The 16,166-nt window shown below is 52.4% G+C and carries 9 protein-coding genes; 5 read left to right on the plus strand and 4 right to left on the minus strand.

Features of this window, described 5'->3' with window-relative positions:
* From AC07S4_RS30225 to AC07S4_RS30245, 5 genes are all read left to right on the plus strand, one after another.
* Nucleotides 1-182: hypothetical protein (locus tag AC07S4_RS30225; protein WP_494990110.1), on the plus strand; the 182-nt coding region annotated here is incomplete at its 5' end.
* Between the two features lie 72 nt (nucleotides 183-254).
* The gene (locus tag AC07S4_RS30230) at nucleotides 255-671 is read left to right on the plus strand and encodes a phospholipase D-like domain-containing protein (RefSeq protein WP_494990111.1); all 417 of its coding nucleotides are present in this window, start codon (nucleotides 255-257) and stop codon (nucleotides 669-671) included.
* On the plus strand, nucleotides 650-1,207 hold the full coding sequence (locus AC07S4_RS30235) for a hypothetical protein (RefSeq protein WP_494990112.1): 558 nt from the start codon (nucleotides 650-652) through the stop codon (nucleotides 1,205-1,207). Before AC07S4_RS30230 ends, AC07S4_RS30235 begins: the two co-directional genes overlap by 22 nt.
* Nucleotides 1,208-1,239: 32 nt before the next feature.
* Entirely contained in the window at nucleotides 1,240-1,752 is a 513-nt protein-coding gene (locus tag AC07S4_RS30240) for an SOS response-associated peptidase family protein (protein WP_494990113.1), read from the plus strand.
* A 441-nt stretch (nucleotides 1,753-2,193) separates the two neighbouring features.
* A complete protein-coding gene (locus AC07S4_RS30245; RefSeq protein WP_494990114.1) occupies nucleotides 2,194-3,276 on the plus strand; it encodes a hypothetical protein in 1,083 nt (360 codons plus the stop codon).
* 59 nt (nucleotides 3,277-3,335) lie between these two features.
* Here AC07S4_RS30245 and AC07S4_RS30250 read toward each other — a convergent pair whose 3' ends face one another.
* The 4 genes from AC07S4_RS30250 to AC07S4_RS30265 form a co-directional block, all read right to left on the minus strand.
* The gene (locus AC07S4_RS30250) at nucleotides 3,336-4,730 is read right to left on the minus strand and encodes a hypothetical protein (RefSeq protein ID WP_494990115.1); all 1,395 of its coding nucleotides are present in this window, start codon (nucleotides 4,728-4,730) and stop codon (nucleotides 3,336-3,338) included.
* 57 nt (nucleotides 4,731-4,787) lie between these two features.
* The gene (locus AC07S4_RS30255; protein ID WP_494990116.1) at nucleotides 4,788-8,474 is read right to left on the minus strand and encodes an anti-phage protein Upx-like protein; all 3,687 of its coding nucleotides are present in this window, start codon (nucleotides 8,472-8,474) and stop codon (nucleotides 4,788-4,790) included.
* A gap of 151 nt (nucleotides 8,475-8,625) precedes the next feature.
* Entirely contained in the window at nucleotides 8,626-9,321 is a 696-nt protein-coding gene (avs3b, locus tag AC07S4_RS30260; protein ID WP_494990117.1) for an AVAST type 3 anti-phage protein Avs3b, read from the minus strand.
* Nucleotides 9,287-15,646: an NACHT domain-containing protein gene (locus AC07S4_RS30265; protein ID WP_494990118.1), complete on the minus strand. Its 6,360-nt coding sequence runs from the start codon at nucleotides 15,644-15,646 to the stop codon at nucleotides 9,287-9,289. Before AC07S4_RS30265 ends, avs3b begins: the two co-directional genes overlap by 35 nt.
* Between the last annotated feature and the right edge of the window lie 520 nt (nucleotides 15,647-16,166).

Here is a 16,166-nt window from a genome sequence, read left to right on the forward strand (position 1 = left end):
ACGTTATTTGTTGGCCGACATTGGTGGAGCAGTTCCGAAGAGAAGTCATGGGCGCCCAGCTTTTGGGAGTCTATGGCATTTGGCAGTCCGAGAATAATGTGCGGCACTTGGTTGCGAAGCGCCTTGTAGACCTAAGTCACCTCCTCGGCGAACTCGACACCCGCAGCAGAGACTTCCACTAGACTGCAATGGCATAATAGCCATGAAAAGTCGTAGAAAATTTAACCTCGAAATTTATTTGGACCAAAGAAGTCATGCTAGCTCAATCTGTAAGTACAAATGTATATTTTGAAGACATCGAGTTTGAAATTAGAAAACTGCTTAGCAGTGCTGAAAAATCAGTTATCGTCTGCGTTGCCTGGATAAGCTGGAAAATATTTTCTCCGATATTTTCGCGCCTTGCTGAAAAAGGTGTTGTTGTTGAAGTTATGTACAACGACGATTTTCTTAATAAAAGGTTCTTTGTCGAACCTGTTGGTGCAAAAAAGTTCCCTCTTAAGGTTAGAAGTTTTTCATTAATGCATAATAAATTTTGCATTATCGATGGAAAAACCCTTATAACCGGAAGTTTTAATTGGTCAAAAAAAGCATCTCAGCATTTTGAGAATGTTATCGTTTCAAAAAAAATTTTTCACTCATTAAGAGCTTCTTGCACGAATTTCAGGACCTAAAAGACTATTATGACGGATATTTGGAGCAGCAACGGCAACCTTGTCAACAAATCACCGAGGAAATAACATGCAAGTCAGACTCATATAATCTCGCCATAATAGGTGGGCCTCACGGGAAATATAGTGAATCTCATGTGACAATATGGCGCATATGCCACCGAAACAACCATGTAAGACGGCTTGACGACATCTATATTCCGCATCTACATGCACATTTGGGGTTTGATTATGATATTGACCATGACGAAGACGGTGGCCCCATCTGTGATGTTGATGATATGTATCGTAGCTATAAAAATGAAAGATATTTCATAAAAGAGCTATCTGAATTTTTGGATGGTCAAAATTACAAATATAAAATTCATGCCGTCGGCATGATGGCAGAACTGAATTCAAATGAACATCTAGAATGGGACGAACCTCTTGAGCACAGCATCAAGATGATTTGGCGGGAAACCTATCACCGAAAAGTTATTCCTTCAGAGCTTTTCGAAGATGATGATACAGACGAAATTTTCAGCTGGCACGTTGCATAAAAAAATTATCAGAATTGGGGACGGCGATAACTATGTGTGTCAATTACATCACCGTCAGCCGCCAAATCTGCTTCGACTGGTTCAAGACTCCGATTGAAGTCAACGATGACTGGCGAGAGGAAATCTACAAAGACCGTCTTGCGCCCTTTATCATCAACGACGAGAACGGACGTCGCAAAGGCTTGGTGGGTTCGTACGGATTCGTACCGCAGCGCCACCGGCCCTTCAAAAGGCTGACACCGGACAAACAAGCGAAATTTGATAGAAAGGTCGAGAAAGCAAAGGCAGAAGGAAAGCCCCTACCCGAGCCTCCTCGCATCAGGATGGACACGATGAACGCGCGTGCCGAAGAAGTTGGAAGCAAGGTTAGCTACAAGCGCTTTTGGATACAACAGCAGCTGTGCATCGTGCCTGCCATGAAGGTGTTTGAGCCCAACTGGGAAACCGGCGCCCACGAGCGCTGGGCAATCGAACTTTCCGGCGCCGAGCCTATCGGACTACCTGGTATGTGGCGGAGCTGGGAAGAAAAGGATGGGACCGTATAGCACAGTTTCACTCATTTCACGCTGAACGCCGATGAATATCCACTACTGAAGCGCTTCCATCGCCCTGGTGAGGAAAAGCGCGGGGTGGCAATACTGCGGCCAGAGCATTATGACGACTGGCTCAGTTCAAAGAACCCGGAATTTGCACGCGTTCTAATTGAGCTGCGCTCTGAGCTGGAGTTGCGTGCGTACGCTGCACCGAAGCAAGGTGCAGACAATGATGACGTCCAGGATGCAGAAGGCCCTTCTCCTGAAAATCAGATGGCTCCTCAAGCACCACTTTTCTAAATGCGCTTACGGCCAAGGCGCCTCTGGCCTCTAGGCGAGGATGAGTAGCCATGATATGGTCGCCCCGAACACAGGACACGAATGATTGGAAATTCAGGCTTCTTTACTACCAAAGGCTTAATGCTACGTAGCATTGATGAGAGTAGATACGTTTTGCACGACGTGTTCGGCACCTGCAGCCTACCGTTCGTCGCAACGACTGAAAGTGAGATTACGACCGCTCTGGCCACTGATTTCAATGTCCGTTTACTAGTGAACTTGGAGAACGCAGGGAAGTTTCCCACCTACAGCGAATTCAATTGGCAGCAGCTGGAGCACTACTACGCTGCCCATTTAGGATATGCCCTTCACTCATACTTGATGCAGCCACAGGAGCTCGAAAATTTCTATGAGGAAAAGCTGCAATTGCCAGTCGCATATTTAGAAATCGGACATGGCGAAGGCTCAAAGGGCATGCTCGAGACGATAGATAAGTTTGTCCGAGAAGCGGTCGCATCGAAGAAGACTCCCTTCAGTGCCGCCACGCTCGAACGCTGGCTGGTGATAAGTCAGTTTGGGCGTGTAACAAGCGAAATCTTATCCATTCTGAGCCGGGCGATAACTGGATTCATCAATCTCTTAAAAGCGCAGCGGTCCTGCATTATCGAGGCTAGGCCTGCCATCTCTCAGCTGAATACGAATGAAGTAATTCATCATGGAACGGACTCATACGCCGCTGCCACCTTCGCATCAATGGCTGCAATCTCGATGTGCACTTCACTGGACTTGCTGAGTAAGCTGATGCACTACCTGGACCAAATAGACCCAAGCAATATCAAGTTTAAGCCAGCCGGAGGCCGCCATTTTGCGGACTTGATAAAACTAAAATCAAGCCTAAGCCTTGGAGGAATCGCTACAGAATTGATGCACGAGCGATACGCCAATCCCGACATCGCACAACTCATCCAATTCCGGCATGATGTAGTTCATTCGACATCCGCACTAGAGCTGGAGAAGGTGTACGTGGGAATCGCCACTCCTGAAGTGCATGAGGCGCCTCTTCATTATGCCTTCCAGGGGTGGCGCGATTGTCTACCCGACGGCCAACCAGTCCGATACCTCGGGAAGGACTTCTTTGTAGAACAGCATGAAGACATTGAATACAGGATTTACACGTGGCTGCAGACCGTTATTTCCCTGCACCTCCGAGCTGCTGAGAGCATGCATCGTTTTCTCGGTGAAGAGAAGAAAACGTAATTTCGCGTGCCGTTAGTGCCGACCGACTTCGGCCATACAGGAGCACGGGCATGCTGAGGCTAGATTCCACCTGGTATGCTGCTCCAAAACGGCTGAGTATTGAGCGAACGCAAAGACTCTCGCTTCTCCAGAAAAAGCATGTCCAAATCCTGAGGCACTTCCAGGTGAGCCATTGCCAAATTAAGGTCCTCTTGAGAAACCAGAACCACCTGATTATCGGACAGATACTTGTCCTCGTTGACGATAGTGTGCCGGGGTTGATTGACAACCAGAATAGCTAAGACCTCCCGCGCTGGCGAGTTCAACCCGTTGTCGCGAGTGATAATCTCTCTGCGATTGACAAGCTTCCCCACTTTCTCGCGTAAGCTCTCGACCTTGATTGTGCATTCAATCAAGGCAAGACGTTTTCCAACCGTCTCCGCAATGACATCAGGTGTATCTGGGTTCGGTGGCGTCACCGTACTCGCTCCGAGCAAATGCAGTAACGTAGCAACACCGGCTTCTAAGCTTCGAGAATCGTTCTTTCCTGCCTTAAGCGCGCGCCCAAGATGCTGCAGCTCAGGGTCGAAGCGCCGATAGTCCGCGAGGCGCTGATTTAGACTCTTGCTCGCATCCGGAAGGAAGTAGCGCCGCACAGTGTACCCACCAACCGACAGCAACAATTCCGCGATGCCGCAATCATCAGCGCTGGTCTCCACATACCCCGTTTCGAAGCCACCTACTTCCGGCTGCCATTGGATTTTGTCTGCAATCTGCGAACGGCGCGCCATGGACGGATTGGGAAGTTTGCGCAGCCCAAGGACCACGCTATCGCGCCCCATGGACACCCGCCGCATCACCTTCAAGCGCAACTGGTCCTGCGAAAGCGAACACCCGTCGAAGATGATGTCGCCGGGTGGATTCAACGTCACCAAGATTTTCTGTTCATGCGGCAGGTGTCCCGAATTGCCCAAGCCGAAGAAGGACAGGAGGTCAACCAAACCATCGAATGGAACCTCGTTACGCCGCAAATCCGCGTTGGCCAGAGCGTAATCGAACGCTTGCGTGAGCATTGTCTGCCGCATGCATTTGACCTCTAACTGAGGAGTGAAGTATTCCGGTTCAACCAGCGACGTCGGCGCATACAATGAAATCTCTTGGTCGGCCGGCAGTGCCAAATCTAGGCCGGGTTCTGCCAAACATAATCGCCCCGCACGCAGTGCAGCCATGAACTCCTCTACCGCAGCCTGGGTAACGCTGGCCTTCACGTGCCCAGCTCTAATGCTCGAAGTACTGATTCCCTCATTCACGGTTTCTGGGAGCTCAAACGGGTCTAAGTCCACGCGAGCATGGAGGAGCACCCAGCTCCCTTCCACAAGCACCGCAATATACTGCGCGCGCACATGCGCAATACCCGCACGCCAGCTTTCGAAAACTCGGTTGAAATGGTCAAGCTGTAAGGATGGGAAGCTCATAATCGTTTATATAGAAAATGCGTAACGCATCAAAGATTCCGGTTTTTCTGCCAACACTCAAATCTTCTCCAAAGCCCTAATAGGGAGTATCTCGGACATCGAAATGGGAAGGTGTTTCACATACATCATCGGCACATCTGTGTTGGTGACCAACCTGCCCTGAACGGTCGATATCATCGCGGCTCGTTCCAAACCGAGCGCGCGAGGAATGCCGGATGGTGATGCCTGAAGCCACGTCAACCGAGTTAAATGCCGCGCCAACTTATCCTTCTCCTCGCCTGCAAATTTCTGAAGTACGTCGGCGACCTCACCAACCGTCCGGGCCGGCTGCAGGCGCTTGCATTCGATAATAAGAACTCGACCACCCGGATGCCAGGCGAGCACGTCCACATCTCCCATTTCCTGGGTCCCACCAAGTTCCGTCATCTGAACACGAGCGCGCGCCACCCAACCGCATGCCGTCAGCTTCTCGACGACTTCATCTTCGAAAACACCGCCCAATTCATGCGCGGTCTTCCCCGCGAAAGCTTTCATCGCTTGAGATACGAAATAATCTTGCGGCATCCAAGCCTTGCTAGAGCGACTCATCAGGTAGTTCCAGGATTGCAGCACCTGGCTCACGCCAAAATAAGCGATATCAGCTTCGGTAACCCCAGTACACACCACGGGCCGCGAAATGATGGAAAGCCTGCGCTTGAAGAGCCATGGCCACGTGTCCTTAGCCGCAAAGCCCTTCGGGGGTTTGTCCCACTTCGGCCTGCGAATCAATGCAAATCCGCTGACAAACGCATTGCACTTCTCCGGGCTAATTCCGCGCTTCTCTATGAGCCGTTCCTTCAGAGGGCCAAGCTCCATTTTGACCACCACTTGGCCTGCGTCAGTCGCCATATCAACAAGTTCTGCAAAGCAGTCGATTAACTCATCAGGGCTGAGCCCGTACTCCTTCTCAAAAGCGTCTACGAAATCCGCTCTATAAAATTCCGATGCGAGTCCGCGCCCGCCGCGCTCCTTCTCCTGGTAGTACGACGCGTAGTCGGCAGCCACTTCCCTGTACTCGTCGGAATACTGGTTCGCTACGAATGGTCGCATGATTGACGATTGATAAGACCGGTCAATCTCGTATTCGCCGTTCGGGAACACAGTAAGCTTCGCCGGCGCCAGCTCCCCACGAATCGCATCAGAATCGTAAGCCACCTCAATGAGCAATGAAGTTCGCGCAACCAACAACTCAAGTTCAGCTCGCGTTACCAATGGTTTCCCTGACAATCCGCATTCGCACACAGCCATTTCTGCAAGTACTCGAGTGGCCAAGGAAGTCCGATTTCTCTTTTGCTCTCGAGTAAAGGCCGCATCAAGCCCCTCTCCATTTTCGTTCAATGACAGAATCGCTTTGGCCGTCCGCCGCCAGTGCATCCTATCCGCGTAGATAGCTTCATTTGATGACAGAAGCGCGCCTAGGACAGAGTCTAAATCTAGCTCGTTGAGCTGAAGCTTAATCTCGTTCCAAATCCTTGCGACGTAACCATTTAAAACGTCTGTGCAGAAAGAGCTTCCGACAGTCAGCTTCTCTTTGACGGGCGGGTGTTCGTCCAAGCCAATCCGAACAAACGCTGCATCTGCAAGGTTCAACCAAACGGGCTTAGCACTCGAGGTCCAAATCAGATGGTCTGACATTAGAGTGCTACTGAATAGATGGACCAAACGGGCGCCATCCGAAGGTAATGCAGCAGTAACCGCTTGTTGAACAAGCTTTCCCTCTAATGGAACAATCAATTTGGAGGCAATCTCCAGTGCGGTCACAAAGGCCGAAACAAGCGCCTGTTCACCTTCGTTCCCAACCCTGCGGAAAATTGCAAAGAAGTCTCTCGGCAAACTAACTGTCGCGCGGCCCGGTACCGTCGAACTAACGATAGGTTTGACGCTAGGGTCATCGTGCTCTGCATACGACACCGATTCGATGTCGACCATGTGTGTACAATCCAGAAAAACCTCTAAAACGCCTTCAGGTATCGGCCCTTGAGCATCAAGGAAGAGCGCGACCTCAGCGAAGGAGCCGACAAAATCGGACCAAAGCCGAAACACATATTTCCGCTTACTGGAGTCATATACTTGGTCAGCACAAATCAGCCATCGTGGACCTTTCGAGGTTTCCACGGCCACCGCTAGGGTCGATTGTTGGACCGCGCTTTCGCATATAAAAATTGGTTGCTTCGCGCGACTGTCAAAATAAGAATTCCGTCCGTAACGCTCGCAAACCATCCACTTTCCAGACCAAGTCAGAATTGAATGTTTATCACGCGATTTTCGAACTTTTTGCCTGAAGCCAAACGGCGAATCCGAAGGAACCATGACGATGGCCCCTTCTCTCAATGGTAAATCTCGCGGCCAAATACTAAAGTCGTCTTGCACCCACTGACAGAACAAAGTGAAGCTGCTAAAGCTAAAATGCTTGGCTTTGTGTGAAGCTACCCAGGTCTCTTGGCGCAAGAACTTAAACAGCAAATCGACCGCTTCATCTTGATATGCAACCAGCATGTCGAGGTCTGCAAGGCCCAGAAAAATCACGTCCCATGACAAACCCAGTCGCGGCAATGATGAGGCAAAGCCGCGACCAACTCCGGCGCGAATCACGATTGTTGTTCCATGCTTGAAGCCTGGTACCGCCTCACAGCGCGCAGCACTGCGACTAAGAAAATCTTCGAACGCTGCTTGCTGCTTCTGACTTAGCTTACTTGGAAGGCCCCAACCTTCGTCCACACATTCACCGAGGTCTTCATGCAATACAACAACATGGACATGCTCGGAGGTGTCGCGCTTAAAACACCAACTCTGAATCTGCGGTAAATCTGGGTCGCTATCTATCGATAGAAGAGAGCTATACTCCTCCCCAATATTCTGTAGCGAACGACGCACAAGAGCCGCTTGCCGTCGACCTAATGCGCTATCAAAAACCTTAAACGCCCTAGCTTGAACGACTTCTCTGAGAATATAAGCGCGGAGTGCCGAACCAACACCTGCTGGCAATGCCAGGACGTATTCATTCCCGAATCGAACGACAGGCCGAAGCTCAAGCGCTGTTTCCTGGGTCACCACTTGCAATGGAAGAAGCTTCTCATCCTCATCGGTAAAGAGAAAAGGCTCTAATTCCGTCACCTCAATTCCTAAATCCATCAATTCTGGTTCGGTAAAGGTAACCGCTGCGGCTCTTCGGTCGATATTAGTATTGGGACCAATGACTAAGCTGCCTGCACGTGCTGAAGGCTCGGCATGCCACCGTGCGAGGTTCAACCGCGCAGCGACTGCATCGCCCATGCGTAGTAATGCGTAAATGTTAGGAAGCGCAGCCGCGATTCGTTCAATGGCCGGCGACAAGGCCTCCGCCGTATCCAACATCTGTTGCAGGTGAAAGTCGCTACTTTCCCAGGTGCCTTCAAAGAGCCTGAAGTTCCCAGTTTGACTGGTGATGTTGCTGACGAAAACGTCCTCGGGAGGGTCTTCCGCAGTCGCCACTGCGGAATTCCCAAGGTTTCGATTTAGCCACCGACTGATATCCGAAAACGTTGGCTTCCGCTTCCCCGCACAATTCGCCACCGCGAGATGAACCATCGTCTCGATACGGATTGTATTTGCGTGGAACGCTGGAACCGTCAGCAAACCCGCGCACTTGGCCACCGTTGCTTTCCGGTTAAATTCTTGGAGCACTCTCGAAAGAGCGAGGTTTTCACTCGAGCCTACCTGATACATGAAAGGTCCATCTCTATTGAAACTTGGAATCAGTTTAACAGCAGGAAGCTACGGAGAAACTATTGCTGTCGCCATAAAATTTGCTTGATAGCCATGCACTTGAAACCCTCGTAGACTGACAATTCTTCAGCCCATAGCAAGAGCATCTCTGTCAATCGTCATTCGATTCCACATCATTCACTTTATCGTCCAGCATATTGTGCCTTGCTCTCAGCTCGGCCGCGTGGGCACCTGCCGCAGACGCGAACGTCTCAAGTTTCTGTATCTTATCCATCAGTGCCTCGCGAGCGAACTTGGCTTCTTCACCAGCACGGTCAAGGCCGCTGTTCAGGAAACCAATAATGCGAACCTCGAGTGTCACGTCAGCTCCAGCATCAACTGCGCTCTGTATCCATGGCCTCGATTCTTCCGAGGCCACCTCAGCTGCGGCTGCCAGAAAGTACTGCACTAAAATTCGCGACGCATCGTCGAGATTCACCGCTAAGCTGAGCAACCTCGCGACATCCTCGTCGACCTTAATATCTGCTGGCGGCTCGTGCATAAAACGAAACCGCGGTCCGTTGGTAGCGTCAAGTGCGTCTAGTGTTCGCAGGAGCGGTTCCAGCTTCTCTAATGGGCGAAGGCGAGGCGGCAAACTGTACCGCTGCGCCCACAACTTGAAGACTAATTCTGCACATGAGTTCTGTGCAGCGACTCTGTCCTCTGGAGGCCCAGCCTCGACATTGTGGATGCGTTCAGCAAGCAGGTGCGCCATCCACTGAGTTAGTTCGTCGTCACTAAGCTCCAGTTGTGCGATAAGCCGCTTGCCGAGTTCAATCACTGCTTTTGAGCGTTCTAGCGATTCCATCTTCTTCAATTAGGTAATAGCGTTTGTAAGGAGGCACGTACGAGCTATGGTCATCGTTATCCGAGCCATAGCTTGGCACGCGTCGACGCAGACTGAGTCCGACGACAAGGGAATACTCTGGATTGGCGGCAAGGAGTTCTTTCAAAAAAGCTTTATCCGCGCTCAAGCGAGTACCCGGAATTGTTTCCTTTTCGCGACCGTAGCCGCTTGACTGGGTCCATGTCTCGCTTCGCATGAGCGCACCGCTCGCGGTCACCCACATACGCCCATCCTCAACGGAACGCAAGCCCATCGCTGAGATGGTCGCCGCAGAGGGCATTTCGCCAGGAACATGCACGCGCTCGCACCACGGGTCGTACTCGTCAACACCAGAGGATTCGCCTCGGTCAGTCTTCCACTGACGTAGTTTAAATTGACCATCCTGATTGGCCTCCGGTGCAAGCTCAGGAGCATCGCAGCTAGAGCCTGCGGGGTCTTCCTCGTCCTGGGCCAAATAGTCTTCATCAAATCGGAAGAAGTATCCTTGTGGGTCCGAGGTCGTTTGAGCCGCGCAGAGAAATGCCACCGCAGAGCGCTTTGGCACCAATGCACTGTTCACGGAAATTGTCTCCACAGATTCACGTATGCCGCTGGTCCAATCTCCGGCTACAACCTGCAACCCCTCGTCGGTCTCCACAATACTATCGAGGTGGTCAGCGGTTATCTGCCAGCGCCAATCTTTGTCACCGTATATCTCCGGCGCGGGAGGCGCTTTCGTAAGTTGAGGGTCACGCCTGTCTGCAGCCCACTTGCCGTCCTTCCGCGTCAAAAGTCTATCTTCAATCCACTCTTCAAAGTCATTTTCGCCACTGTAGGTCGCCTTGCCGACCGAGTGAGTTTTAAGCAGCCTCGCAGCCACTATCATCATTGCATGATACGCGCTGTAGGCCGCAAGGTCTTCCACGCGGGGCATAGTGCCGTGCGAGTGGCTAGTCTGCTCGTGTGCAACCACGCCATGCTTGTATCGTGCGTCGTGGTTATACCCTGCAGGGAGCCGCCCCATACGGTCGCGTATGGCCTGGGCGGCGCGTCGGGCAATTCCATTTGGCGAGATACCAAAAACTCGCCCCAGAGGAGTAAGCCAATATGGGCCGATGTCTATCCCAAAGTGGTACTCATCGATTACCTCATCAGTTTCGCCGCCCGATACCATGGGCTCTGTCTCTGACTCTCGATAGGAAGTATGCGCAACGAGCGGCAACTCAATTCTGTTGATTTTTTCTAGGTCGCCCAGCGTACTCACGCCACCGAAGTTTTCGGGGAACTCCCGCAAAGCGGCGGCTGCGAAATGGCGCAGCAAGACGTGCTCTTCTTTGGCTGACAACATGAGAAAATCGCTAAACAGGACCACCATATCACGGTGCTCGCTAGCGCACCGAGCTAGCGCAATGCTGAGCCACAGACGAGAGTGCCATTCGTAAAAGACAAAACGCTTATCAACGAAAGCACCTGGTTCACTGACGACTGCCGCTTTCGCGAGCGCAGACAGTACCGGGACCCAACCAAGCTCGATAGCCGCCCGCACTGCGTGTGCCGCCTCCCAGCGCACAGAAGTACTTGGTGAGCCTAGCGCTGCCCACAGATAACCTGCCACGGCATCCTCGCAGCTTCCCGTCGGCTTCATAGCATCGCTCCAGGGACCGTCTCCATCTTCTGGGCGCATGTCCATCTCATGAAGTGACAGGCCAAAGTTCAGCGCGTCGTCGGCCTCATCGCTCGTCAAAAGGTGGGACAGCGATTCCAGCATCTGAAAGAGCTCTCCTGAGTTAAGCGTCGTGACATTGACGAGAAACCCTTCGAGCGTAGCTTCAACAATCTGGCCATCGGTAACAATTCCTTCGCTAATGAGCTGCCGGTATGGGAAGGAACTGCCCCACCTGCGTCTTCTAGCCCACTCGGGACTTCTTTTACATACGGCTAGCGCTACGCTTGTCATCGCCTTACGCAAAGCGACCGGCTTCGTACTTTGCTTCCCAAGCACGTCTAAGAGATGCCTTAATTCATAGTTCTCAAATTCCGGCCACTGCGCGACGGCTAGACAGAATTCAGCAGCGCCGCCCAAGCCACATCGCTGTAATGCCTCTGTGTAGAATTCATAAATCTGGTAAGGAGGGTCGAAGGTTTTCAGCAGTAAGTAAGCGCTACGAAGCTCCGCAGAGCTTGATAGGTCGACGCCGTTGAAAAGAGCATTCCAATCGGGGGCATTCCGGTTCTCCAAGGTTTGTGGCGCGTACTGCCTTGGGGAACTCCCGCTATCAGTCTTGGGCTCCCTCGCTGCTGCGAGAAGCCTGCCGAGGTCGGAACCGGTGAAGTCGGATGCGCGTGCTAGCGTCGAAACTCGCTCAAGGTCGCTCTCGGACGGCGAGCGTAATCTAAGATAGCGATAGCCAGCACCGAGAATTTTACGCCGAACATCCGTGTGCGATTCGTGTTCACATGCTTTCGTCAGGTTCTCTGCACGTGACCACTCGTCGCCAATCGGGCACAGCGCAATGGGCGCAATTGAAGGTAGCAAGCCGCGCGCCACGGAACGTTCGATTGTGATTGCCAGAAGTCTATCTGCATAGCCAAATTTGCGGTCTCTCCAGCGGCTTAGAGTTGCTATTGTGGACGCCGGACACAAACTCAACAATCCATCAATAGTGTGGTTCCAGTCGAAGTGTTTATCTCTTTCGACATAGTCGTACGCTAGCTCAGCACCTCGTGCCAGCCTGTACGCAGACTCTGGACGGCCCGAACTGTCTTTTCCGCTTGCCTCGGCAAGGCACAGCAGCGCACCCCAGCGGTCCGAGTTTTCGTCCCCGATGCGGCTTGAAATATCGACTGCCCGTTCGAAGTAAGAACGAGCCTCGGCTTTACTGGTCGGGAAAATGGCGCGCGCAAGAGACTGGTAGGACTCGACTCTTGATTCAGCATGCTCACGGTGATTTTCGATAGCTTCGTAGACTAGAACGGACACTTCGAGCGCAATACTCTCGAGCGCCTTTTGACGCGCTGCCAAGCGACAGATAGCGGTCATGACCGTCGTCGAGAAAGCGTCAGCCTTCTCTTTGAACCAGCTCAGAAATGCTGCCAGGGATACTGGCTCCGATACCGATGCATCACGTATCGCGCGCATCCATTCCAGTGCCGCAGTTTGCTCTAAGTTGAAAACGTTGTTGTAATCTCTGGACCTAGCCGCTTTCGTCGCATTGAGCGCCGCCTGAACGGCCACATTAAACTCTGCCGGCATCTTTCCACAGGCAATTTCCGCACTCAGGCAGAACCAATCCAAGATACCGCCCGAAGCCCTTTCAAACGCTTCGACTTCAGAGCTTTTACTGTGATGATTCGGCTTCTTCTCCAGCTCGTCACGGAGTTCTTTTGGAGTTAAATCAATAAGTACGAGTCGCCTGCCCAATAAGGCGGCCTCTAGGCAATATGCCCGCAGTATCACTGGCCTTTCCGAACCGTAACGCGCCGCCAATTCCATGGGTGGGTGTTCTGGCAGATACCGACGTATGACCCTCGCCCACTCGAGGTCATCACGTGGCAATACTCGTAGTGCCTGCAAAACAGCGGACGTAACACCGTTAATCACATTCCAATTGGAGGTTGGCCTATCCGAGTCATGAAGGCGAATTCGCCGACTCAACAGTGCACTCATAAGCGCCTCCAGCGGCTTGGCGGGAAGGGTGTGGCCACCCTTGCACGCTTCGACGGCCAATCCCAGCATCAACCAAATATCGCGAGCACCGTGTTCCGCGAGCTGGTCCAGCAAATCATACCGTCCCAGGTCCACAAGTCGACGTGCCAAGATGCCGCCCGCGGTCATCGACAGCGACCTTGGGCTCCATCCCTTGAGAAATCTGACGGCATCTTCCGGTCCTTCCGCTAGCAACTTCGCCATCGCAAGTTCGGCCATATCGGTAGAGTCGACGAGTTCATTCGATATTTCACGCTGCTCCTGAGTCATGCCCGCCCAAGAATATAGCCAATCTATCGCCATCCTCAAGCGGCTACGCGCTTCAGAGAGGAATTCCACACGGCCAGCCAGCAACCCCGCTTCATAAGCGTGATGAGCACCGGTCCAAGTTCCTCGGAAGGCGCGCCGAGAAACCAGCTCTTCTATACGGTCTAGAGATAGAAGCGCGGACGCGATGTCTGTATTTCCCTGCATGAGGCTATTCTGGCGAGCGACTCCGGCGAGTTCGCCGGCAACCTTGAGGGCTAGTTTTGCTGCTGGCGCATAGCGTTTCTCTTGCAGGCAAGCCTTCAGCGCAAAGGTTAAGCGCTGCACCTCTACATCACGGCGTTCTAGCGGGTTCGCTGTCGGTAGGCCATCAGAAGAGAGCGCCAATTCGACCAGCTCATCCATTTTTCCGGCCGCCAGAAGCAGTTGGGGAATCGTAGATGCAACATAAGAATTGGAGGCTGCGAGAGGTTTCAATCGTTTCAAGAACGTTACCAGCTTTTCTCTATTCGGTTGGAACTTCTGGCGGAACCAAGTCTCCGCAGGCTCGTCCAGGAAGTGAAGACTTCCACCCCTCACTAACAGCGGTCGCCCTAAGTCATATGCGAAGCTTTTAACCGCACTTTCGGTGGTGCCTGAAATCTCAGCAAGAACTGCAATTGGAACTAACGGTCGGAGTACTGCTAATCCCTCGCAGATTAGGCCAATCTGTTCAGCCTCGACGTGCCCTTCTCGAAACTTCAGATTCTCGACCGCTTGCGCTAGCAGGTCGGCGATAGCCCGCTCAACTGTAGATGGTGAAGGCCCCAACGCTTTCAGCATTTCCGCCAATGGCAGATTCCGACTCAATGCCACTGCCTGAACTCGTGGATTAGAACTACTTAAGAAAGCAAAATCGGAGATGTCGATATCGGTCGCGTCTGGATAAAATGCCCTTAGATGCTCAGATGTCTCTTCGCGACTGAATGGGCGAAGTTCGACCTGAATCGCATCCGGCGGCGCTTGCAAATGGTCACGCCGATGAGTCCGGCAGCTGAACACAAGCTTCACGCCATCCGGCATTGCAGTACGAATGAGGTCTGGTACGAAAGCCGAGTCATCAAACTCTTTAGCTGCCATAACCGCGTTGTCCGCAGCATCGACAATCAAATAAATGTTTGCATGAGGAGTCTTGGCTCGAAGTAAACTGACGGACTGGGCTAGTCTTGCCACAAATGCGCGCATGTACTGCTTGCTATCTGCTCCCCGAACTGGAATCAATGGGTTACACAGGCCCCGCGCGGCAAGCTCATTAGCAATTTGCGGAAACGCGTCCTTTTCTCTGTGTCGGTAATGTTGCGCGCTTCTGTACAGCCCGTCACCAAAGCAATCGTAGAGCACTGCGACTGACCCCTCGGGAACAGACTGAGAAAGCTGCCAAACCAGTATTGACTTACCAACGCCTCCCTCTGCGTGCAAGACAACTGGTTGCGTCGCAGATTCCAGAATCGCACGAATCTCTCCCTCTTGCTCTCGTGGTAGGGCACCGCCGGCAGGACCTACAATCAAGCACTCTGCCGGCCAAAGGTCCGCCTCATCGGTCCCAAGCGCACGGAGTACATCAACGCGAAGAATAGAGGTGTTAGAAGCGTACTCAGTCGTCGCTTTCCTGGTCACCAATTCCTTGAGCTGGAGCGGCGCATCGGAACCGCCATCCGCAAGGAAGGTTCTCACGTCCTTAAATAGGAGATTACGCTGGTTCCAGAGGTCCGGTTCACCCGCCTCCACTGAGAAGAGCTTGAAAAAATTGGAAGTCTCGCTGCCGAGCCCCTTCACGTATCCCAACATGGTCGCCGCGACTGAAGGATGGCGCGTAGTTTTCTCGACTGCTAGGTCCTCTAGCGTCTCAATCACTTTCTCATCGATGGGCCGATTGGTCGTGAAGGTGAAGTGTAATTTGTCCTTGAGTTCATTCCACGCGTACGTCTTACGCAGCTTCGCAAAGCGCTCTGAAAATCCGTTTAACGTCTTGCTCAACCCGCTAGCAGTCCAAGGCTCATGCGCACGCTTCGTAGAGTGCTTCAACTGTACATAGCGAACAAGACGCGCCTTTTCCAACCGCTCACTGCCAAAGTAGAACCCTACATCGATAAGTTCATCACCTTCGTTCGCCGAGCCAGGTCCCTCAATGGCCGATGCACCCTCAATTGAAATGGCAACCAAGTCGCTAACGCCAGGAAGAAGAGACAGGCAATGGCGGGCGGCCCAGTGGTAGTGGAACTGGTCGCCATCCCTGCTTGCTCGCACCAAGTCCGACTCGCTTGTCGCAGCAGTGGAAGTATTTTTTGAATTCATTAGACTTCGGAACTCCAGTTCAACGTGCCTTCATCTTCTGAAAATATGGTCGGGCCGATAGTAATTGGATTTGCAAGAATCGCGCAAAACCAATTCGCGCCTCGCGCGAACTTTGTTTTGTGCCGACCGTGGTGCTTGGGGGTCATTTGAATGTATGCTCATGCTTTTTTTACACCACATCATATTGCCACGTTGGAAGCTTTTCAGATAGCCCTCAGCGAAGGAACTCGCAGCACTGAGAACACCATCTGCCTGCACGACGACGCCTTGCATCGTTAATGATTTCCCCATGAATACCAGATGCTTCAAAGTCATCGTGCAATACGTGCGCATATTGCGCAGAATTCAGTAAGGCTGACACGTGACCAAGGGGACATCGGGCTGTTTGGCAGCTTGACCTGTAATTCATTCCTCGCGGCTCGACCGCGCCGGATACTTCCGTCCCCGACTGGGAGCTAGTGCTACCCGCGCGCATCACATATACGCTCCAAGAAGACTTCGTACACTACCTAGGGCGCCC

This window comes from Pseudoduganella sp. GW821-FHT05F09 (assembly GCF_059419605.1).

What these genes read in the sequence shown, in the direction of transcription:
- AC07S4_RS30230 (WP_494990111.1), top strand. Translation starts at nt 255, where the DNA reads ATGCTAGCTCAATCTGTAAGTACAAATGTATATTTTGAAGACATCGAG.
- AC07S4_RS30240 (WP_494990113.1), top strand. Translation starts at nt 1,240, where the DNA reads ATGTGTGTCAATTACATCACCGTCAGCCGCCAAATCTGCTTCGACTGG.
- AC07S4_RS30250 (WP_494990115.1), bottom strand. Translation starts at nt 4,730, where the DNA reads ATGAGCTTCCCATCCTTACAGCTTGACCATTTCAACCGAGTTTTCGAA.
- AC07S4_RS30255 (WP_494990116.1), bottom strand. Translation starts at nt 8,474, where the DNA reads ATGTATCAGGTAGGCTCGAGTGAAAACCTCGCTCTTTCGAGAGTGCTC.
- avs3b (WP_494990117.1), bottom strand. Translation starts at nt 9,321, where the DNA reads ATGGAATCGCTAGAACGCTCAAAAGCAGTGATTGAACTCGGCAAGCGG.
- AC07S4_RS30265 (WP_494990118.1), bottom strand. Translation starts at nt 15,646, where the DNA reads ATGAATTCAAAAAATACTTCCACTGCTGCGACAAGCGAGTCGGACTTG.